Here is a 19289-nt window from a genome sequence, read left to right as displayed (position 1 = left end):
GTATTCCGTCTCAGGATCTGAAAGACAGGACGCGCACCTGCGCATCGGGTCGATTGAGGAAGGGCGCGCTGGCCTGTCGAATGGCGTGAAGCTGACCAAGGGCGCGGCTGCACGGGAAGCCGTAGCGCGCACGAACCCGCTCACTGGCTTCCGTCAGCGCCGTGTCCGCCTTTTCAAGAAATTCCCGGACCGAATAATCCTGACCGGGCGTGAAATGGTCCCTTATGACCAGCGATGGAGAGTAACAGTCGGTCTCCTTTCCATCGGGCCAGCGTACGCGAAAGGTCATTTCGGGCATGATGACAAAACTCCTGAAACAGGGACGCCAGCGTGCCGCAGCGCCGCGAGACGCCGATATGCGGGGAGATGCCGACTGGCGACGCGGCACCAGTCGAAACGGCGGGCCGTTGCGGGGCCGCTGACCCGGAAACGGGCCGGGCTCTGGACGCTCAGAGCGTCGCGCAACGCGCAGACAAGTGTTTCGGAACTCTCGGGCTGGCACCAGAATGCCTCGAGAGTATGAAGATGCTCCGTGAAAGGGGGTGCGGCCGGCACCACCACGGGGATTCCGCAGGCCAGAGCTTCGAGCGGGCACAGGCCGAAGCCTTCCGTCCTTGAAGGATAAGCCAGTACGGAAGACTGCCGATACAGTGCGGGCATATCGTCATCCGCAATCGTACCTGTCACCGTGTTTGCCAGACTGCCACTCTGAATCTGCTCATCGAAAAGACGACGGTAGTCGGAATGATCCAGCAGGGACGCGCCTCCGGCTATCACAAGATGCAGATCGGACTGCTCCCGATGCAGCATCTCAAAAGCCTCAAGGAGAACAAGCGTGTTTTTGCGACGCTCGATCCCACCCACCGACAGCACAAGACGTGCGTTCCGCGGAAGCCCATACCGTACGCGAAGTTCCTGATCGCGCAGACCGGGCTCCGGAAAAAACCTTGTCAGATCGACACCATTCCCCACCACAGGCGCATGCCGCCCATATTCGGTGAGAAGCATGTCCTCCCAGAGCTGACTGACCGTGAAGAGTTCGGTCGCAGCCGTCAGCCCCCGTGTCTGGCGAGCCGCGAGACCGGGGTGGGAGAAACGGTCCAGATGATGAACCGTGCGGGCAAAGCCCGGTATCCGCCCCTCTTCCACCAGATCGGCCAGCGCATTGGCGCTGATCGGATCCTGCGCATGCAGCACGTCAAAATGCTGCCCGCGCAATGCGTCCCTGATCTCGCCAATCCGACGCTCCACCAGTGCTGGCAGGTCAGGCACAGACGCGGCCGGAATGCAGCGTGTGGCGCAGCGGGGCGTGCGGAAGAAACCGGCTCCTGTCACGTCCGGCGCGATCAGCGTTGCGTCATGGCCCGCGTCACACAGGGCTTCCGCCAGCGCCATGCCGTGCACCACACCGCCGCGTGGATTGGTTGAATGGGTCAGGATGCCGATGGACAGCCTCATGGCGCAAACCCCATGAGCGGCGTCCGGGCGAGATCCCAGAAGGTTTCTTTCTCGTCCACCCATGTAACATCCAGCCGCTGCGTGCTGTCACACTGACCGATGACAGAGGCTGCAATATCACGCCCACGAAATCGGGCCATGATCGCTTCAGCATCTTCGGGGCGCGCCGTGAGCAGGTAGCCATAGCTGGGGAATGTGGAGAGCCAGCGCTCCATAGGCGCGTCATCGGGACGCGGAATGTTATCAAGCGCGATGGTCATGCCAACGCCTGAACATTCGGCCAGCATGAGGGCGGTCCCCAGCAAGCCGGCCATACTGATGTCCTTGGCGGCGCGGCTCAACCCGTCCTCGGCAATGCCGGGCAGAAGTTCGAGATCACCCCGAAGGCGCGCCGCCGCCTCGGTGCCGCACAGTGCTGAACTGGCATCCCAGAACGGGTGCGGATCATGCCAGCGACCGCGCAGGTCGATGGCGGCGATCAGAACCTCGCCCGGTCGTGCATCGAAGCTGGTCAGCAGATGACGGGCACGGCCAAGGATTGCGACTGACAGCGAATTGTGGGTGCTGCGCATGTTGGTATGGCCGCCGACAACCGGCACGCCATAGGTGCGCGCACCTTCATGCAGACCGGTCAGAATGGACGCGGCCGCCTCGGACGTATCGCTCCACAACGCATCCACAACGGCCACGGGACGGCCACCCATCGCCGCGATGTCGCTGACATTGACCATCACGCCGCAATACCCGGCAAACCACGGCATTGAGCGGACAAAGCTGTCCTGAAAGCCCTCGCTGGCCAGCAGGAGGTAACCATCGCCATCAGGGATCGCGGCGCAGTCATCGCCAAGCCGGATAACGTCCGGGCTGACAGGTTTCAGGATTGCCGCAGTTTCGGCGATGTCCTGTTTACCCGCCAGGGCGCGACCGTTCCGGAGCGTGCGCAGCAGTGTGGTGAGTTCGTGTGCCATCACGCCACCTGTCGTATCCGGGGCTGCGGACGCAGCAGCCAGGTCTGATCCAGACCGTGCGCCGGATAGCGTGACAGATCGGCCTCCATATCGTGATGTGGCAGACCATGCAGCGTGATGACGCCGAGACTCTTCCAGTGCAAACGTCGGAAGAACAGCACGTTCTGCTCCTGCACCTGAGCCAGAAACCGCGTGGCCCCAAGCCCATGCGCCGTGCTGACCGCCATCCGGATGAGTTCCGCCCCTATCCGCCCCAGCTTGCGGTGATCTTCATGCACAGCCAGACGGGAACCACGCCAGATGCCGGATTCTGCTTTATGGATGCGCACCGCTCCCACAACCCGATCCGGCATCCCCGCCATACAGCAGGCGGCGATGATGGGAATGGCGACCTCATCGATCGCGTCGCGGTCATCCTCTACAAAAACATGCTGTTCATTGCAGAATACTTCGCGACGGAGCGCGTGATAGCCGGCACGCTCCCATGGCGTGCAGGCAAGGCGCACGACATATTCCATCGGAATAAACGGGCGGTCTTCCACGCCTTCGAGGATCGCGGTCATTGTTCATACGCCGAAAGCGAGGAACAGGCACCGCACCGGCCACATCCGGCCCGGATGTCGGTGGATTTCATGTTGGCTTCCCGCAACATCCGCCCAAGCGGCGCCAGAACGGATTTCATGAAATCGGCTGAAGGCGGAACATGATTTTCCAGCGGGGTGCCGGAGATAGGCACGAACGGCACCACAAAGGGATACACCCCCAGCGTAATCAGCCGTTCGGCCAGCGCCAGAATGTCCTCGGCGCTGTCGCCAAGACCGGCCAGAATATAGGTATTGACCTGCCCACGTCCGAAGATTGGCACAGCGCTGGCGAAAGCGTCCATATAGCGATCGACGCTGACCGTGGCCTTACCGGGCATGATCTTCTCGCGCACCGCCTGCGTCGCGGCTTCGAGATGCATCCCCAGACTGTCGGCCCCAGCGTCGCGCAGGCGCTGGAACCAGTCGTGATCGCGTGGCGGCTCGCATTGCACCTGAAGCGGCAGATCCACCGCCGCCTTGATGGCGCGGGCTGACTCCGCCAGCACGGCAGCGCCCCGATCAACCATATTGGGTGTGCCGGTCGTCAGCACCATGTCGCGCACGCCGTCCAGTTCCACAGCGGCTTTGGCAACTTCGGCAAGCTGCGCCGGTGTCTTGTAAGCGATCGTCCGGTCCGCCTCCAGCGACTGGCCAATGGCGCAGAACTGACAGGAGGTGCGCCGGTCGGCATAACGGATGCAGGTCTGGTGCACCGTGGTCGCCAACGTGTCACGGCCATGCAGCAGCGCGATCTTCCAGTAGGGAATACCGTCTGCCGTGCTCAGTCCGTAAAAGCGCGGGGCAGCCGGAAAATGGATCGTGCCCAGTGTCTGCCCATCGCGTAGAAGCGTGCTGGCCCCGTGCTGGTCAGGCGGACTGGCCTGAAACGGAGACCGTCGCGCACCGGACGTATAGACCGGCACCATGACGGTCTGGCCTGCAATGGTAATCGTCTTGTGATCCGAAGGACCGGCGCCTCCCTTGCGGGCAATGCCGCCGGTCTGCTCGCCGATCTGAAGCCCGAAGGATTGCAGGTCGGTGACGAGCTTGCGGCCGGAAAGCGTGCCGAGTGTTGGTACAGTCATGGCCTGGCCTCGTCCTTGGAGGGACCAATCGGCTCGGCTGCTTCATGCTCACCGACATAATGCACTGTGCGCGCCGGACGCCGGTCCTGAAGCAGGCTGAGCAGTTCGGGCCGGGCGTAATGCCCTACAGAGTCCATCATCCGCTTGCGCTTCGTGATCAGGGCAAAATCGAGATCGGCAATCACCATCCCCTCGCCTTCCGTCAGCGGTGTACCGAGCAATTTACCTTCGGGGGAGACGATGGCCGTAAAGCACCCACCACGCAGCGGGCCTTCCAGCGCGGGATCGCGGGCTATCTCCGTGATCTGCTCTTCCGTCAGCCAGCCCGTGGCGTTTACGACAAAGCAGCCGGATTCCAGCGCATGATGCCGAATGGTGACTTCCATCTGGTCGGCAAAGATCTGCCCTACCAGCGAGCCCGGAAACTGGGCGCAGTGGATTTCCTCATACTGGGTCATAAGCGCGTAGCGGGCGAGCGGGTTGTAATGTTCCCAGCAGGCCAACGCTCCGATGCGACCGGCAGCACTTTCAACGACTTTCAGACCGGAACCATCACCCTGCCCCCAGACCATCCGCTCATGGTAGGTGGGCGTGATCTTGCGGCGTTTGAGCAGGATTTCACCTGTCGCATCAAAGATGATCTGTGTGTTGTAGAGCGTACCGAAATCGCGCTCGTTTACACCCAGCACGACGACAATGCCGGTCTGGCGTGCGGCTTCGGCGACCATGTCGGTGACCGGACCAGGAATGACGACGGCGCGCTCGTAGAGCTCCAGATGTTCGCCGCCGAAACGGAAAGCCGGCTGGATGAACGAGAAATAGGGATAATAGGGCACGAAGGTTTCAGGAAAGACCGCAAGCTTCACACCTTTTTCGGCGGCTTCGCGGATGGCCTGACAGACTTTCCGGGCAGTTCCCAGACCGTCATCGCCAAGGACGGGACTGATCTGGATGGCTGCGGCGCGAACGATACGGGACATGGCGTGCGGTCCTCCCTTAGGCCTTCAGAGAGTCCAGGTATTGAGGATGAAGGCGTTGTCGCGCCGGGCCAGCAGGATGATGTCCAGCACGTCCTGCGGATTGATCGGCGTGATGCCGGGGATCAGGTTCTGCTCGCCGTAGCCATAGAGAGCCTGAAGCGCGAAGCGACAGGCATAGACTTTGCCGCCCTCTTCGATGATTTTCGCGATCTGCTTGTTGCAGTTCATGTGCCCCGGAAAGGCTTCGTCGCCCAGACGGGGAAAGCCGCGCTGCACACCAAGGGTGACACCCGGTCCATACAGCAGCACCGACGTCTCGAAACCTTTGCGGATCAGACGTGTGGCCTGCAGAAGATTTACGAACCCGACCGAGCCTTCATTGGCGACGGTATGGAAAGTGATAAGGGCTTTTTCGCCGGGTTTGGCTTTGACGTCCTCGAAAACCTTGTTCTCATAATCGACGAAGCAGTCGCCATCTTTGTACGGAGCGTGTTCGACTTTCGGCATGGTATGTCTCCCGTGTGCTGCAGTCTCCAGCGAAAAGCCGGAGCTGACCGCTTTGCCGAAGCGAACGTGACATGGGATGACGGGGAGACAAAATATTGTATGCCCGACCTATGCATGACAAACAATGCAAAGCATGTGACAGACCTGTTGCTAGCTAAGACAGATCCATACAAAAAGTATTAACAAGCATGACAATCGGGAGAAAATTGAATACTATACTGTTTTATAAGGATATTTATTTCACGCATTCGTGAACAGAAAGCGATTTTGTTTTTCGCGTAGCCGCGAATAGCCTCAGGGAATCAGGCGATTCCAACCATTCCAGATCGTGCTGTCAGGTCACACAATATCGGCAAAACCGGGAGAACGCTTGTGCTGCAGGACTGACAGGACCCCATGCAGGGATTCTTCCAGGCTTGCGGCGTCAGGTGCACTGCCCAGGGCGATCCGTGCGCGCTGCGGGGGCTCACCGCTGATGGCAAAAACGGTGCTGGGCACCAGCGCCAGACCGCGCCTGCGGGCATAGGCGACGAAATCCGCGCTGCCCCACCAATCCGGCAGTTTTAGCCACACATGCGGTCCGTCGGGGTTCATGCAGTGCCCTTCCCCAAGCACCTTCTGGGCAATCGACTGGCGCAGACGCAGTTCCTTCTGGATGGCGTGCAGAATTGTATGCGCCTGCCCTGTCTGCATCCACCGTGCCGTGAGCGCACTGAGCAGACCGGCATTGGTGAGAGCTATAGCCCGGATCGCCGCCGTAACGCGCCGGGTCATGTCCGCGTTGGGCAGGGCGACATACGCCGTGCGCAGGCCTGGGCTCAATGTCTTGGCGAGAGTAGCCACATAGCTGACACGGCTATGGTCGAGGGCCGCCAACGCCGGCAGCGGATTGTCCATCAAAAGACTGTATGGATCATCTTCCGCAATATGCAGATGATGACGCTGGGCGACCTTCAGAATGTCCTTGCGCCGTTGCAGCGACATCGTGGCCGTGGTGGGATTGTGAATGGTCGGGATGCAGTAGAGCAGTCGGGGATGATGCTCGGCGCAGACCCGATCAAGCTGGTCCGGCATCATGCCTTCCATATCGCTGTCCACACCGACCAGAATGAGATCGAACTGTGCCGCGATAGTCCGGATACCGGGATAGGCGATGCGGTCGGTGACAATGACATCGCCGGGCTGGGTGTGCGTGCTGACGATCGCCGCAAGCGCACTCTGGGCGCCCGGTGACACAAGGATTTCATCCGTACGCCGCTGCCCGATGACGGGTGCGATCCATTTTGCGCCAAGCTGGCGCTCCTCCAGAGTGCCGCCCGTTACCCGATAGGACATCAGGCTGTTCAGATCCTGCTGCTTCAGGATAGCGGTAATGTCACTCTGAATGATCCGTTGCAGAGGCGGATCCTGCGGGATCGGCGGCAAATTCATGGTCAGATCGACCACAGCGGGTCCCGTATGGCGCCAATGACTCTCCCCGGCACCGACACGAACGAAGGTGCCCCGGCCCACCGTCGCATCAATGAGGCCGCGCCGTCGAGCTTCGGTGAACGCTCGGGTCACAGTCGTCAGATTGGTACCGAGATACTCCGCGATCGTTCGCTGTGGCGGCAATCTGTCCCCTTCCCGCAGATCACCCTTGCGGATGGAAAGAGCCAGTGCGTCCGCGATCGTCAGGTAGATCGCATTCGGGCTTCGGCTGATTTCTTCTTTCCAGTGAGCGAGGTAGGGGTATGCGGACATAAGATGGAATTCCATACATTCGACGAGATTCCATTCGACCATATACCATACAATCCGTGCAATAATGATCGATACAGATTATGGTTGGATGCTCCGACCAGATCCACATCCGTTCGATCCGGAGCAAATAGGTTCATAGGCAGAATGTATCATTCCATTATCTCTTTGTTGGTCGCAGTTGAGGCTACGTCCGGAATGGGAGGGGAAGCGGTCATTCGTGCGGTGCGGTGCGAAGTAGCCGAATTTCCACTGACGTTTTGGAAGAGCTCGCTGCCATTGCTGGCGAGGCAGGAAACCAATGAGGCTGGTCTCCGTGGGGGATAAGATACGCTTGCTCGTCGAATTTCACCGGCAATCCGGCAGATGAAATCCGCCCTCACTCACAAGGTATGGATACATATTCTATACAATTGACAATGATTCAGATACTACCCATATACATTTCCGCAACCCAATGGCGGCGTTAAGAGGTGATCATGTCGGATAATGTCATTCAGGTTCTAACTTACAAATCGATTGAAACCATACTTTCGGTCGGCGGAACGCAATCGTGGGCGGTCGATCCCAATCGTGCAAACGGGTGTAAGTATGCGGTTTGCTGTCGCAATGCCAACACGCGAGAAGCCGAAGGAAACGAGGCGCACGGATCGGCTTTCATAGTCGGTAAGGTATCTGGCGTGGTAGAATCGACGGATCACGACGGCCGATGGCTAATCCTTTTCAGCGAATACGCCACGGTGAATATTGGCGATCAGTGGGAAGGACGCAATCCGGTGCGCTTCTATACGGTCGAGGATTACGAGGGACATATCGACTTTGATGGGCTGGATTGGAAGCCGATGCCCGCGCCAGTGGTGACGCAGACGGTAGCAAAAGCAAGGGAACCGAAACATGCCATGACTATCCCGCAAGCAAAAGAGGCTCTTGCTTTGACGCTTGGCATTGATTCTTCAGCCATCGAAATCACCATCCGCGGATGAAATAAAAGTGTGCAGACGAGAATGCGAGCGAAAGTCGGCCAGCTCTCGAGTTCCGATTGATCGTTGCGACACATCAAAGCTCGCGCAGAATGTTCTTCAGGCTTGGATTGTGCTCACCATGTATGATTTCACCGATACGAGCGCGGTCTAAGCCACACACATCTGCGAGGACAGCCGTCATGCCGTCGGAGCGATGTGGCAGAAGTACCAGCGCGTGGGTCAGTCCGAGAGGGTAATGACGATTTTCCCGACATGGCTGCCAGTCATGAGATGGTCAAATGCCTCCCTTGCCCGAGCAAAGGGAAACACACTGTCGATCACAGGCTTCAGGCCGGAAGCGGTCCATGCACGCACAAGATCTTCCAGCATAGACCTGTCACCCACAGCGACAGAACGGACGACTGCACCGCTGCCTTTGAGATGGAAATAGTCAATTCCCGGATTGTCACTACTCAGGAACCCAACCAGTACAACCTCTCCACCCCAGCGAACAGCATCGAGAGACTGATTGATCGTCGCAGGACCGCCGACTTCGACGACACAGTCCACGCCTGTTCTACCAGTGATGTCATCCTTGATGTATCGGCCCCAGTTCGGAATATCCCTGTAATTGACAATATGATCTGCTCCCAATGCCTTCAGCCGTTCGGCCTTTTCCGCACTGGACGTCGTTGAGATCACGGTCGCTCCCACGGCTTTGGCAAGCTGCACCGCAAACATCGAAACACCGCCTGTTCCAAGGGTCAGGACTGTCTGTCCGGCTCGCATGGGGAGGGCGCCCGACAGAGCGTTCCAAGCCGTCACGGCAGCACAGGGCAGTGTGGCTCCTTCCTCAAATGAGACCTTCTCCGGAAGAGGCACCACCGCTTCCTGTGAGACGACCTTGTATTCAGTTAGCCAGCCATCCGAACCGGTGCCGTAGCTTTCCAGCATCAAGCCAGTCGGCGGTCTGCCACCCAGCCAGCGAGCATGAAAGCTGCTGACAATCCGATCTCCCGGGCGGAAAACCGTCACGTCTTCGCCGACACTGACGATTTCCCCCGCAGCATCGCTGCATGGGATAAGCCCTGACTTCGCGGGCCAGACATAGCGACCGAGAGTGGGTGCGATATCACGATAATTCAGTGAAACAGCACGCACCTTTACAAGAACTTCTCCGCGCTGAGGTGCGGGCATCGGTTCACTGTGCACGGAAAGGTCACTGAGAGAAGAGAGGGCGTCGAAGCGCCAGGCGCGTATGGTCATACAGGTGTTTCCTTCAGCCAGGGGTGCAGCCGAGACCGCAGTTGCGCCTTTCTCTGTGCTATGGTGCTGGCGTCGTGACAAGAACGTACAAAAAAGTCCTATACTCACCAAAAGGTAACCATGCCGGATTCAGATACAAAAACCATTTATAACGCACGTTCCCGATCCAGCTCAGCCGCCGATATGCAGTGCGCCATTCGCATTCTCGAAGGACGGTGGAAGATGATGATTCTGGCCTGGCTTTTTGAGGGGCCGATCATGCGCTTTTCAGACCTGCAAAGAGCCATACCGGATATTTCACAGAAAATGCTGATCCAGCAGCTTTGTGCGCTGGAGCAGGAAAAGGTCATTTTCCGCATGGTCCACGCACAGGTTCCGCCTAAAGTCGAATACGGCCTGACGGATATTGGCAAAGCGCTCGGTCCGGTTTTCATAGCCCTGCTGGATTGGGCTGATCTGAGACGCGAAGCTAAAGCATCCGATGCATAGCCGTTCAACGATCGCAAGGCAGGTCCGGTTTCGGGAACATGCTCGTGGCCATGTAGCGTCGGGGATGAAGGCGAAATCCGATATTAGTGCTGGCTGATATCGACCCATTCTGCGCCAACAAGTTCCACCAGTTGCTCCGGCGTCAGACATACGGAACTGTTCCGATCACCTGCCGCCGGCCAGACTTCGTCAAACGCACGCAAGGAGATGTCGCAGAACACCCTGATCGGCTGCGGCAGCCCAAAGGGGCACACGCCCCCAACGGGATGACTCGTCAGTTCCAGCACCTCGTCTGCAGGCAGCATGCGAGGCCGGTTGCCGAACGTATCTTTCGTCTTGCGGTTATCCAGCCGTCCCGTCCCGGCCATGACAACCAGGATCTGCTCATCCCCGACTTTCAGCGCTAGCGTCTTGGCAATCTGCCCTTCCTCCACACCCAATGCCTGAGCGGCTTCCGCCACTGTCGCCGTACTGTCTGTCAGCACCACCGGTTCGATATCGGGTGCGTTCGCCTCGAAAAATGCCTGCACGGACTCCCGGCTCATCTCTTCCTCTCCACAATGCTGGAAAACTGTTGGTCGTCCGGATGATGACACATCCTGCATTTCACGGACACAATCACAGACCGGTTCACAACGGCACCACCTGAAAACTGCCGACATCAATCATGAAACTACCGTCTGCCTCGATCTCGAAATAGCCTTTCACCGCTTCCGGTGCAGCCTGCTGGAGAGAACGAATGGCCACAGTCTGCTCAATCGGGGCTTTCGTACGTGCCACCCAGCTTGCGAAGTCCATACGCAGGCGATGGGTCTGAAAAGCCTCCAGAGCGAAGGCCGCCTGCCCCAGAAAGGCCGTCCATTCAGCAGATGAATAATCCCGTACATGCGAGATATCACGCAGCAGTTCCATCGACTGCAGCCAGCTATCCAGCAGGGCGGAAGATGGGGCCCGTCACATCAATGAACAGAGCCATGCCTGCAGAAGTCAGGACACGTCGTGCCTCCCGCAGACCTGCCAGAGCATCCGACCAGTGGTGGGTGGTAAAGCGACAGAACACGGCGTCAAAAGTTCCAGCGTCAAATGGCAACTCCTCTGCCGGGGCCTGTACCGTCGTAACATTGTTCAAATTCTGCCGGGCCGCCTCGTGCGCCACGGCGTCCAGCATCGAAGCGGTGATATCGCAGGCAACCACCTCTTCGACATGGGGCGCCAGACGGTAGGTCACGTGCCCTCCCCCACACCCCAAGTCCAGAACGCGCCGCAGGCTTTTGCCCGCGACAAGACGTTCGATCCTGTCCAGATCGCTGCCCTGACTGTGTACTGCGCTGGCAACATAGTCCTGTGCCCGGTCGTCATAATGCCTTGCTGCGTGCTCGACGTGACGCCCTGTCTCCGCAGGACGTTGGATTGCATGTCCTGCCCGGACGGCGTCGGGCACGGGGGTTGCGGCGGGAAGAAGCCGCCCAACTCTGTGGTATCAGCACGACGTGGTATACGTGGCTGGAACAGGGTCGGAATGTCTCCTGCTCGGCGGCAACACTGGCGCGTATTGCCACGGCTCTGCATCTGTCCCCTGCCGAAAGGCTCTATCTGTTCGAACTGGCGCAGTTGAAGGATCCCGATGCCTCACGGCCAGTCACCGCATCCAGTCTTCCCGAACCCGTCCGGACTTTCCCGGAGCAGGTAACCATGCCCTGTTATGTGCTGGATCCCCTGTGGAATGCCTGCGTCGCCAACAAAGCGGCCCGGCGTCTCTTTCTCGGATGGCTGGACAGTGAGGAACGCAACCTGCTGCGCTATGTCTTTCTCGACCGTGCAGCCCGAACCTTTCTGGATGACTGGGAAGGCAGTGCCCGACGGGTTCTTGCCGAATTCCGGGCTGCCAGCATCCGTGGCGACACGCATCTGGTGGAAACACTCGTGCAGGAGCTTCGATCCCGAAGTCCGGATTTTGAACGGCTGTGGCATAATCAGAGTGTATTGCTAAGAGAAGGCGGCCCTCGCCGGTTTCGACATCCGACCGATGGCCCATTGGACTTTGACCAGACCACCCTTACCTTCACGACATGGCCGCACTACCAGCTGGTAACACTGAAGCCCCGATGAACACTTTCGAAATCCTGCTCCCACATTGTGATTTTTCTGAACGTCACGCGATTGTCATTCGCGGTCAGGCATCTGATATTCTCGATGCCGTTGCGGCTTTCCGCGTACAGAATGATCCCCTTGTGCGTCAGATTATCCGTCTGCGTGAACTTCCTGGCCGACTGATGAAGCGCCTGTCCGCCCCGCCACTGGATCTTGAAGACTTTACGCTTCTGGCGCGCACCGGACACGCACTTGCCTATGGTCTGGTCGGAGCATTCTGGCATGCCGATTATGGACTTCGCTCCATTCCTTCTCCTGACGCTTTCATGGCTGTACGGGAGGGAGATCTCTGCAAACTGGTTCTTGGCTTTACTGTCGCGCCCATTAGCGAAAGCAGGTGTCGCCTCATAACCGAAACACGTGTCCTCTGCCTCAGTGACAAGGCCAGACAACGCTTTACGCCGTACTGGTTTCTGATCCGCCCCGTCAGCGGGTTACTACGCCGCCGCATGCTCTGGAATATTCGTAAGGTTATTGAGCAGCAGTCATGAAGTCGTATCCGGACTGGATACGATCAGACCGTCACTCGCAGCGACCTGATCCATGAAGGCACACACTTGTGGCGGAAGTTCACCCGTTTCCAGGTCAGGCGAGAACACCGGAAGCGCGCTCACCTGATCAAATACTGAGATAGAAAATGTCGCTGGTGCCATGAACGACAGAGCGCGCAGCATCGCAGTATTTGTCGAGTTGTGTCGTGTGCTTCCTGAAAGAGTCAATATTTTCACGATAATGCTTTAATTACCATATTCATATAAACCCCTGGAGCTATGGCTGTCGATAGCACCTCATTCCGAGGTATGGACTATCTCAGCTGTCGGCATGACTTTTGCACAGGCGAATGCCAACGCCGCCATATATGCAGAATGCACCTGATTTGCCGGAACGTTTGTTCCATTGAACTCCAGATCACGCGTGGCGACCGCGTCATGCACCACGGTCACGTCATATCCGAAGTCAACCGCAGCACGGACGGTCGCATCGATGCAGACATGGCTCATTGCGCCCAGAATGGTCAGTTTCCGAATTTCCCGCTCATTCAGAAGTGTTTTAAGGTTCGTATCCCGAAATGCGTTCGGATGGTGCTTAAGAACCACCGGTTCCCCTTCCTTCGGCATGACAAGCTCGTTGATCTGTGCGCCATATGAACCCGGCGCAAAAAACGGCGCGTTATCGGCCAGGAATTCATGACGGATATGGACAACCGCCATATCTTTTTCCCGAAAGTGGCTCAGGACGAGACGTCCGTTACCAGCAGCATCTTCAATGCCCACCAGCGGCCAACGCCCACCCGGGAAATAATCGTTCTGCAGGTCCACAATAATCAGGGCTTCATCTGTCATGTCTGTCGCCTTTTCTGCATGAGATGATAATGGAAACTCACGCCTGTTCCACCTCGACCGGACCCGGAACAGGCCGCCGACGCACGAAGGCCAATACATTGCCTGCCATGACAAGCAGGAGCCCGATCAGCATGACAGCCGTCCACTGCGCACCTTCGAAAACGCATGACACCGCAAGAGCCAGGACAGGAGAAAGGATCGTCGTATAGCCGGCCCTGTCCGCCCCGATCCGGTGCACCAAAGACAGATAGGTCAAAAACCCGATGACCGAGCCAAATACCGACAGATAGGCCAAGCCGCCAAGCCAGGCTGCGGTAAGCGGAACAGCGAAGCTATATCCGTGCGCGAGCGCTACGGCTCCCACGATGACTGTCCCAACTCCCATCGCGTAGAACACGGCATTGGGCAGATCCAGATCGAAGCGACCGATCCTGCGGGTAACCATATTGCCCAGTGAAAAGAACAGAGTGCCCGCCAGTGCCAACCCGACCCCGGTGAGACTTCCTGCGTGCAGCCCTCCTCCATGATCTCCGCCCAGCAGCAGCGCGACGCCCATTACGCCCAGAAGGCCGCCGCCGATAATCCGTGCGTCTGGCCGCTGGCGGAAGAACAGCCAGAGGTTCAGGGCGTTCAGAACGCTGGCCAGACTGAAGATCACCGAGACCATGCCGCTGGCCAGATAGGCGGCCGATCGATAGAGCACGAGATAATTGCCAGAGAACAGACAGATCCCCATGGCAATCAGCCATGGAACACAATCAGTTGCCGGCCTTCTCAACCGTCCGGACAGGCATAACCAACCGCCGAGCAGAACGAGGGAAAGCGCGAAACGCCAGAAGATCGCGACCTCTACCGGCGCAGCCCCAAGCTGAAGATGCATGGCGAACCACGTCAGTCCCCAGACCACGACGACGGCGATAAACAGAAGAACATTGGTCATGATGGCAGTTCGGCCTTTTCTCCACACCTGCGCACAGGACCAGCCAGGTGCAGGGCACGCCTGACTGCACGCTTGAGGGGTCTATTGTCCCCTTCCGTCGCAATCCAGAGCGTTGCACCTTCCAACTGAGCCAACGTATCGGCAGCAGTTGCTGCGGGAGGCGCAATCTTTCCCGAACGCAGGATCCGGGTCATGGCCTCCTGCACAGACTTGAAAAATACCCTGACGGCTTTCTGCGCCTCAGGTGTCGCAGATGTCACGCCATAAGCCAGATGCAGGCCGACGCAGCGACCATGGTTTTCCAGCGTCTGCGCGATGCGCCCGATCAGCGTCCTCCATGCGTTACGCCAGTTCCGGTCTGGATCAGGCAGACCTTCCAGCATTTCTTCAAGCGTCAGCGCCAGAACCTCGGACACCAGAGCCTCTTTCGACGGAAACCGCGTATAGAGGCTCTGTGGACGCAGCCCCACACGTCCGGCCAGATCGCGCATCGACGCACCTTCGTAACCATATTCACGAAACAGCTCGCGCGCTTCGATCACGATATCGCGCAGGGGGACCGGCTCTCGCATTTGTTCTTTGACTCACGAACACTCGTTCGTCAGCGTAGGTCCAGCGCCTGCAAAGAGGCAATTCACAAATCAGTTGTGCTGAATAATAACAATGACGATACCCAGATCTCACGCACAGGATCCCGACTGCCAGCGACCTGCACGCCTCAACCGGCGAGACGGATCATGAACCGTTCAGACGTCCAGACAATGAGAAATGACGTAGCTGTAGACACTACGGTCCCATTTCGACAAATGGCTGCTCTCTTCGCTTTGGGAAGCTGTGCGCTCCTGAACGTCTATGCCACGCAGCCGATCCTGCCTGACATCGCCCGCCGGTTTGGTGTCAGCATAGGTACCAGCACCTGGACAATCAGCACCTCCACTCTGGGTGTGGCAGTTGCTGCCCCGCTGGCAGGCGCCATCTCCGATCGCTTCGGGCGCAAGCGTATTATGGTGATGGCTCTCATCGGACTGATCCTTTCAACTGCCTCCTGCGCTCTGGCATGGAATTTTGCCGCTCTGCTTTCCCTGCGGTTTGCACAAGGATTGCTGGTGCCCTTCATCTTTACTGCCGCTCTCGCATACATCGCCGAGGAGTGGTCCGGGCGCACGGCAACCACCCTGAACGGTGTATATGTAGCGGGCACGGCATTTGGTGGGTTTTGCGGGCGGTTTCTTGCTGGTACTGCTGCGTCCCTCACCGGCTGGCTCTCCACCTTTCTGGCTTTTGCGGTTCTTCTGATGCCAGTGCTTGCGCTCACAGTGTTCTGTGTGCCCACGGAGCGCCGGTTCAAAGCCAATGCGTCTCTTGGAAACAGTTTACGGAATGTCGCAAAGGGAGTGCGGGACTGGCGGCTGCTCGCCACATGCTTTGTCGGGGCCAGCCTGCTGTTTCAGCAGGTAATATCCTTCACCTATCTGAGTCTGCGTCTGGCAGCGCCACCATTTGGTCTAACCGCAATCGAAGTCGGTGCCCTGTTTGTAGTCTTCCTTCTGCCCGTTACAGTCACGCCCTTCTTCGGGCGTCTTATTGGCACGATCGGGCGAACGCAGGCGTTCCTACTCTCGCAGATCGCCGGGATTGCCGGGATTGCCGGGATTGCCCTGACACTTTCCGTCCATCTGCCTGCTATCATAGTCGGGCTGGCTCTCTCCTGCATGGCCGTCTTTGCCGGACAATCCTGTGCCACCGGTTATACCGCCCGACATGCCAGAAGTGGTCGGTCTGCGGCAACAGGCCTCTATCTCACATGCTATTATCTGGGTGGCAGTATCGGGGCGGTTGCCCCTGCCCCTCTCTATGTCCGTCACGGCTGGCTCGGCTGTGCTATTCTGATCGGTCTTGTGGCCTTGGTCAGCACAGTGCTTTCATGCATGGCATGGAAAGAAACGGCTACCAACGCATAGAGACAAAATCTGATTTATAACTCAGTAAAAATCAACAATCACCACTCCCATACGACAGTTTCCCAAACGTAATCGGCGTGTTCTTTTCGGATGTGGCCTATACCAGGGAATGAAAAATAAGGAACGTGGACGAGAGGAGCCTCAGCACTCGTAATTTTTTCAAGAAGTCTTATACGGGTGCCTATGGCTTCCACCTGATCATTGTCGACACCTAGCACTACAGTTGCAGTTTATTTTCCGGGCCAGAAAAACGAAAAAGTTGCGGTTTTTCTCGCCGTAGACAGCCTGAAATTCGAGCCTTCTGGAAACTATGGGAGCCATGAACAATTATCGAACAAAGCAAATTGCAACTGTAGTGCTAGACAGACCTTGCACCCAGCCTACTTTACATCAATTTTGTCAGAACACGTCCAAACGGACCGTCGTCAGTAGTCCTTGGAAGACAGCGCGAGTTTTTTAACGACAGTATCCCGCATCTGGATAATCTCGCCGTCCGCGTCCCGCACGACCAACGGTGCCAGAGACTTCCCCTTTTTCCGGTCGACCAGTTCCGAATGTGGCTCCCCAGGTCGGTAGCAGAACGCCTCTCCCCACTGTCTCAAGGCGACGATGACCGGAAATAGCGCCTCTCCTTTTGACGTCAGCACGTAGTCCTGCCAGGCACTCCCGTCGGATGCCGACGTCATTGTAAGCACTCCCAAAGCAACAAGACCCTGCAAACGACGGGCCAGAATCCCTTTGGATATTCCGAGGCTTTTCTGGAATTCTCCGAAACGCCTTACGCCGTCAAATGCGTCGCGCACGATAAGCAGTGACCACCAGTCGCCAATGCCATCCAGCGACCTGGCCATCGGACATTCCGCATCGCTGAGGCTCACCCGCTTCACCATTCGACATCCTCACTTTTTCATGTGGTTCTAAAATAGAACTGGACGACGAGAGATGCAAGAGGTTCTATTATAGGACTACTAATAAGGTGCAATCTATGTCCTCTCCTCCTTCTGCCGACCATAACCGGCAGCGTCCGCTCACCGTTCCACTCATTCTTCTTATGGCAACTGCCTGCGGCCTCAGCGTCGCAAATGTCTATTACGCTGCGCCCATGCTTAACGAGATCGCTCATGATCTGGATGTCGACCCGGCCCTCATCGGCAGTATCATCACCGCGACACAGGTCGGATACGGGCTTGGTCTGATCGGTATTGTGCCGTTGGGTGACCTGATGCCACCTGGGCGTCTTGTGCTCATTCAGGGTCTCACTGCCGCTGCTGCACTTGTTGCCGCCGCGCTGTCTCTCATGGGAATTCCTCCTTGGAAGCCTGTTTCTGGTCGGTCTTTCATCCGTCATCGTCCAGACGCTGGTGGCCTGCGCGGCCGGCTGGGCCGCACCTGCCAAACGGGGACGGGTCGTCGGGCAGATCACCAGCGGCGTCGTGATCGGAATCCTGTGCGCTCGGCTCATTGCAGGCCTGCTCACGGACACGATCGGCTGGCGGGCCGTCTATCTTGCTTCTGCCGTTCTGACAGCAGACATGGCCGCAGTGCTGGCACGCATCCTGCCTCCCAGAAAGCGAAACGACATGCCGCTTTCCTATCCGGTCCTCGTTTTCTCGACCCTGTCGCTTTACCGGACCAAATCCGTCCTGCGCCGCCGCGGTTTGCTTGCGTTTCTGATCTTTGCGATGTTCAACGTGCTCTGGGCGCCTCTTGTTCTTCCGCTCAGCGCGGCCCCGTTCTCGCTGTCGCACACCGAAGTCGGGTTGTTCGGACTTGTAGGCGTGGCTGGAGCACTGGGCGCCGGACGAGCCGGCATCTGGGCCGATCAGGGACGCGCCCGCCGGACGACCGTACTGTCCTTCTTTGCTCTTGCCCTGGCGGCATGGAGCCTGATGACCGCCCTGCCCATCCCACTGTGGTTTCTAATCGCTGGCGTCGTCCTGCTGGATTTTGCCATTCAGGCGATCCATGTCACCAGTCAGAGCCTGATCTTTGCTTCGGGCGCAGAGGCGCGCAGCCGTCTTGTCGGTGCCTATATGGTTTTCTATTCGCTTGGCAGCGCGTGCGGCGCCTTCGCGTCAACACTGGCCTATGCACATGGAGGCTGGACCAGCGTCTGCCTGCTCGGGACAGGACTTGGCCTCGCAGGACTAACGCTGGCGTGCCTCGAAAAACCGGAAATCGTATTATGAGGACAGATCAATCACGATCTTTCCAAAGTGCTTCGCGCTCTACAGATAGTCATAAGCCTCGCCTGCCTGTTCGAAAGGAAAGACCCTGTCGATGACAGGATGGATGTCCTGCTGGGTCAGAAACGCATTCATTTCCCGAAAGTGGTCCACGGAGCCCACGGTAATTCCGTCAATGCTGGCATTTGCGCTGCGGATACGATCGATATCCGGGCGCGGTCCAAAGCCGGTCAGCACGCCGATCTGGACAATGTGGCCACCGGTCCCGATCGATTTGACGAATCGGGGGTAGGTCTCCGGTCCGCCCAGTTCCAGGACATGGCTGACACCATCTCCATGGGTATCGTCAGCCTCCCGGATTTTGTGCTTCACGAGTATCTCAGGAGCAGACGCCTCGTTCCTGCGCTGTCCGACCATACCGAACATTCGGGGGGCTTCCGTCTTCTGTGGCCGTCCAGTCCCTATCTCTCACCGAAGCTCAGGGTGTTTGTCGAGTTCATGACGGCGAATTTGTTCCCGCCCAAATGACCTCGCTCTGACGGTTCACGCATACGTGAAATCAGCCCAACCTACGCTGGAGTTTCACTCCCATTTGCATCCTATACGCATCCTGCGCTCATTCCCGGAACGCAAAAAAGCCACCCTTGAGGGTGGCTTTTCCATAGTCTT

Annotated in this window: 23 protein-coding genes and 1 pseudogene; 7 read left to right on the top strand and 17 right to left on the bottom strand. The window is 58.0% G+C overall.

Annotation, left to right across the window (positions count from 1 at the left end; translation table 11 throughout):
• Positions 1–10: 10 nt before the first annotated feature.
• The 8 genes from KUA11_RS13125 to KUA11_RS13090 form a co-directional block, all read right to left on the bottom strand.
• Positions 11–298, bottom strand: a complete 288-nt coding sequence (locus KUA11_RS13125) for an MSMEG_0570 family nitrogen starvation response protein (RefSeq protein WP_217411047.1) — start codon at positions 296–298, stop codon at positions 11–13.
• A complete protein-coding gene (locus KUA11_RS13120; RefSeq protein ID WP_217411045.1) occupies positions 286–1458 on the bottom strand; it encodes an MSMEG_0565 family glycosyltransferase in 1173 nt (390 codons plus the stop codon). The genes KUA11_RS13125 and KUA11_RS13120 overlap by 13 nt, the downstream gene beginning before the upstream one ends.
• On the bottom strand, positions 1455–2429 hold the full coding sequence (locus KUA11_RS13115; RefSeq protein ID WP_217411043.1) for a sll0787 family AIR synthase-like protein: 975 nt from the start codon (positions 2427–2429) through the stop codon (positions 1455–1457). Before KUA11_RS13115 ends, KUA11_RS13120 begins: the two co-directional genes overlap by 4 nt.
• A complete protein-coding gene (locus KUA11_RS13110; RefSeq protein WP_217411041.1) occupies positions 2426–2989 on the bottom strand; it encodes an MSMEG_0567/Sll0786 family nitrogen starvation N-acetyltransferase in 564 nt (187 codons plus the stop codon). Before KUA11_RS13110 ends, KUA11_RS13115 begins: the two co-directional genes overlap by 4 nt.
• Positions 2986–4095 (bottom strand): MSMEG_0568 family radical SAM protein, encoded by a 1110-nt coding sequence (locus KUA11_RS13105; protein WP_217411039.1) that lies wholly within the window; start codon positions 4093–4095, stop codon positions 2986–2988. The genes KUA11_RS13110 and KUA11_RS13105 overlap by 4 nt, the downstream gene beginning before the upstream one ends.
• Positions 4092–5075, bottom strand: a complete 984-nt coding sequence (locus KUA11_RS13100; protein WP_217411037.1) for a Nit6803 family nitrilase — start codon at positions 5073–5075, stop codon at positions 4092–4094. Before KUA11_RS13100 ends, KUA11_RS13105 begins: the two co-directional genes overlap by 4 nt.
• A gap of 24 nt (positions 5076–5099) precedes the next feature.
• Complete coding sequence (locus tag KUA11_RS13095; RefSeq protein ID WP_217411035.1) at positions 5100–5582, bottom strand: MSMEG_0572/Sll0783 family nitrogen starvation response protein; 483 nt, start codon at positions 5580–5582, stop codon at positions 5100–5102.
• Between the two features lie 339 nt (positions 5583–5921).
• The gene (locus tag KUA11_RS13090; RefSeq protein ID WP_217411033.1) at positions 5922–7325 is read right to left on the bottom strand and encodes an aminotransferase-like domain-containing protein; all 1404 of its coding nucleotides are present in this window, start codon (positions 7323–7325) and stop codon (positions 5922–5924) included.
• Positions 7326–7801: 476 nt separating this feature from the next.
• On the opposite strand from KUA11_RS13090, the gene KUA11_RS13085 reads away from it, so the two are divergent.
• Entirely contained in the window at positions 7802–8305 is a 504-nt protein-coding gene (locus KUA11_RS13085; RefSeq protein ID WP_217411032.1) for a hypothetical protein, read from the top strand.
• 219 nt (positions 8306–8524) lie between these two features.
• On the opposite strand, the gene KUA11_RS13080 is transcribed toward KUA11_RS13085, so the two are convergent.
• A complete protein-coding gene (locus tag KUA11_RS13080) occupies positions 8525–9550 on the bottom strand; it encodes a zinc-dependent alcohol dehydrogenase family protein (protein WP_217411030.1) in 1026 nt (341 codons plus the stop codon).
• A gap of 120 nt (positions 9551–9670) precedes the next feature.
• Here KUA11_RS13080 and KUA11_RS13075 point away from each other — a divergent pair, with 120 nt between their 5' ends.
• Entirely contained in the window at positions 9671–10039 is a 369-nt protein-coding gene (locus tag KUA11_RS13075; protein ID WP_217411029.1) for a winged helix-turn-helix transcriptional regulator, read from the top strand.
• 83 nt (positions 10040–10122) lie between these two features.
• On the opposite strand, the gene KUA11_RS13070 is transcribed toward KUA11_RS13075, so the two are convergent.
• A complete protein-coding gene (locus KUA11_RS13070) occupies positions 10123–10584 on the bottom strand; it encodes a YbaK/EbsC family protein (RefSeq protein ID WP_217411027.1) in 462 nt (153 codons plus the stop codon).
• A gap of 85 nt (positions 10585–10669) precedes the next feature.
• Positions 10670–11450: pseudogene (locus tag KUA11_RS13065) on the bottom strand (class I SAM-dependent methyltransferase).
• Between KUA11_RS13065 and KUA11_RS13060 the strand changes: the two are divergent.
• Together KUA11_RS13060 and KUA11_RS13055 are read left to right on the top strand one after the other, a co-directional pair.
• Complete coding sequence (locus KUA11_RS13060; protein ID WP_408744209.1) at positions 11363–12148, top strand: helix-turn-helix transcriptional regulator; 786 nt, start codon at positions 11363–11365, stop codon at positions 12146–12148. The pseudogene KUA11_RS13065 and the gene KUA11_RS13060 overlap by 88 nt on opposite strands.
• Positions 12145–12681 (top strand): hypothetical protein, encoded by a 537-nt coding sequence (locus tag KUA11_RS13055; RefSeq protein WP_217411023.1) that lies wholly within the window; start codon positions 12145–12147, stop codon positions 12679–12681. Before KUA11_RS13060 ends, KUA11_RS13055 begins: the two co-directional genes overlap by 4 nt.
• On the opposite strand, the gene KUA11_RS13050 is transcribed toward KUA11_RS13055, so the two are convergent.
• Genes KUA11_RS13050 through KUA11_RS13035 form a run of 4 tightly spaced genes read right to left on the bottom strand, consistent with a single transcriptional unit; the run spans position 12676 to position 15045 of the window.
• Positions 12676–12918 (bottom strand): NADPH-dependent FMN reductase, encoded by a 243-nt coding sequence (locus KUA11_RS13050; RefSeq protein WP_225063087.1) that lies wholly within the window; start codon positions 12916–12918, stop codon positions 12676–12678. The genes KUA11_RS13055 and KUA11_RS13050 overlap by 6 nt on opposite strands.
• 60 nt (positions 12919–12978) lie before the next feature.
• Complete coding sequence (locus tag KUA11_RS13045; protein ID WP_217411021.1) at positions 12979–13533, bottom strand: cysteine hydrolase family protein; 555 nt, start codon at positions 13531–13533, stop codon at positions 12979–12981.
• A gap of 37 nt (positions 13534–13570) precedes the next feature.
• The gene (locus tag KUA11_RS13040) at positions 13571–14473 is read right to left on the bottom strand and encodes a DMT family transporter (protein WP_217411019.1); all 903 of its coding nucleotides are present in this window, start codon (positions 14471–14473) and stop codon (positions 13571–13573) included.
• Positions 14470–15045, bottom strand: a complete 576-nt coding sequence (locus KUA11_RS13035; protein ID WP_007400092.1) for a TetR/AcrR family transcriptional regulator — start codon at positions 15043–15045, stop codon at positions 14470–14472. The genes KUA11_RS13040 and KUA11_RS13035 overlap by 4 nt, the downstream gene beginning before the upstream one ends.
• 189 nt (positions 15046–15234) lie before the next feature.
• Here KUA11_RS13035 and KUA11_RS13030 point away from each other — a divergent pair, with 189 nt between their 5' ends.
• On the top strand, positions 15235–16434 hold the full coding sequence (locus KUA11_RS13030) for an MFS transporter (RefSeq protein WP_408744208.1): 1200 nt from the start codon (positions 15235–15237) through the stop codon (positions 16432–16434).
• A 425-nt stretch (positions 16435–16859) separates the two neighbouring features.
• On the opposite strand, the gene KUA11_RS13025 is transcribed toward KUA11_RS13030, so the two are convergent.
• Positions 16860–17324 (bottom strand): winged helix-turn-helix transcriptional regulator, encoded by a 465-nt coding sequence (locus KUA11_RS13025; protein ID WP_217411016.1) that lies wholly within the window; start codon positions 17322–17324, stop codon positions 16860–16862.
• A gap of 384 nt (positions 17325–17708) precedes the next feature.
• On the opposite strand from KUA11_RS13025, the gene KUA11_RS13020 reads away from it, so the two are divergent.
• A complete protein-coding gene (locus tag KUA11_RS13020; RefSeq protein ID WP_217411014.1) occupies positions 17709–18623 on the top strand; it encodes an MFS transporter in 915 nt (304 codons plus the stop codon).
• Positions 18624–18662: 39 nt separating this feature from the next.
• Here the strand turns inward: KUA11_RS13020 and KUA11_RS13015 are convergent, their stop codons facing one another.
• Entirely contained in the window at positions 18663–19046 is a 384-nt protein-coding gene (locus KUA11_RS13015) for a zinc-binding dehydrogenase (RefSeq protein ID WP_254454927.1), read from the bottom strand.
• On the opposite strand from KUA11_RS13015, the gene KUA11_RS18185 reads away from it, so the two are divergent.
• On the top strand, positions 18957–19148 hold the full coding sequence (locus KUA11_RS18185) for a LysR substrate-binding domain-containing protein (RefSeq protein ID WP_475638918.1): 192 nt from the start codon (positions 18957–18959) through the stop codon (positions 19146–19148). The genes KUA11_RS13015 and KUA11_RS18185 overlap by 90 nt on opposite strands.
• Positions 19149–19289 lie beyond the last annotated feature (141 nt).

This window comes from Acetobacter estunensis, from assembly GCF_019083805.1.
In the GTDB taxonomy this organism is placed as follows: domain Bacteria; phylum Pseudomonadota; class Alphaproteobacteria; order Acetobacterales; family Acetobacteraceae; genus Acetobacter; species Acetobacter estunensis_A.
This window is presented reverse-complemented; position numbering and strand designations above follow the sequence as displayed.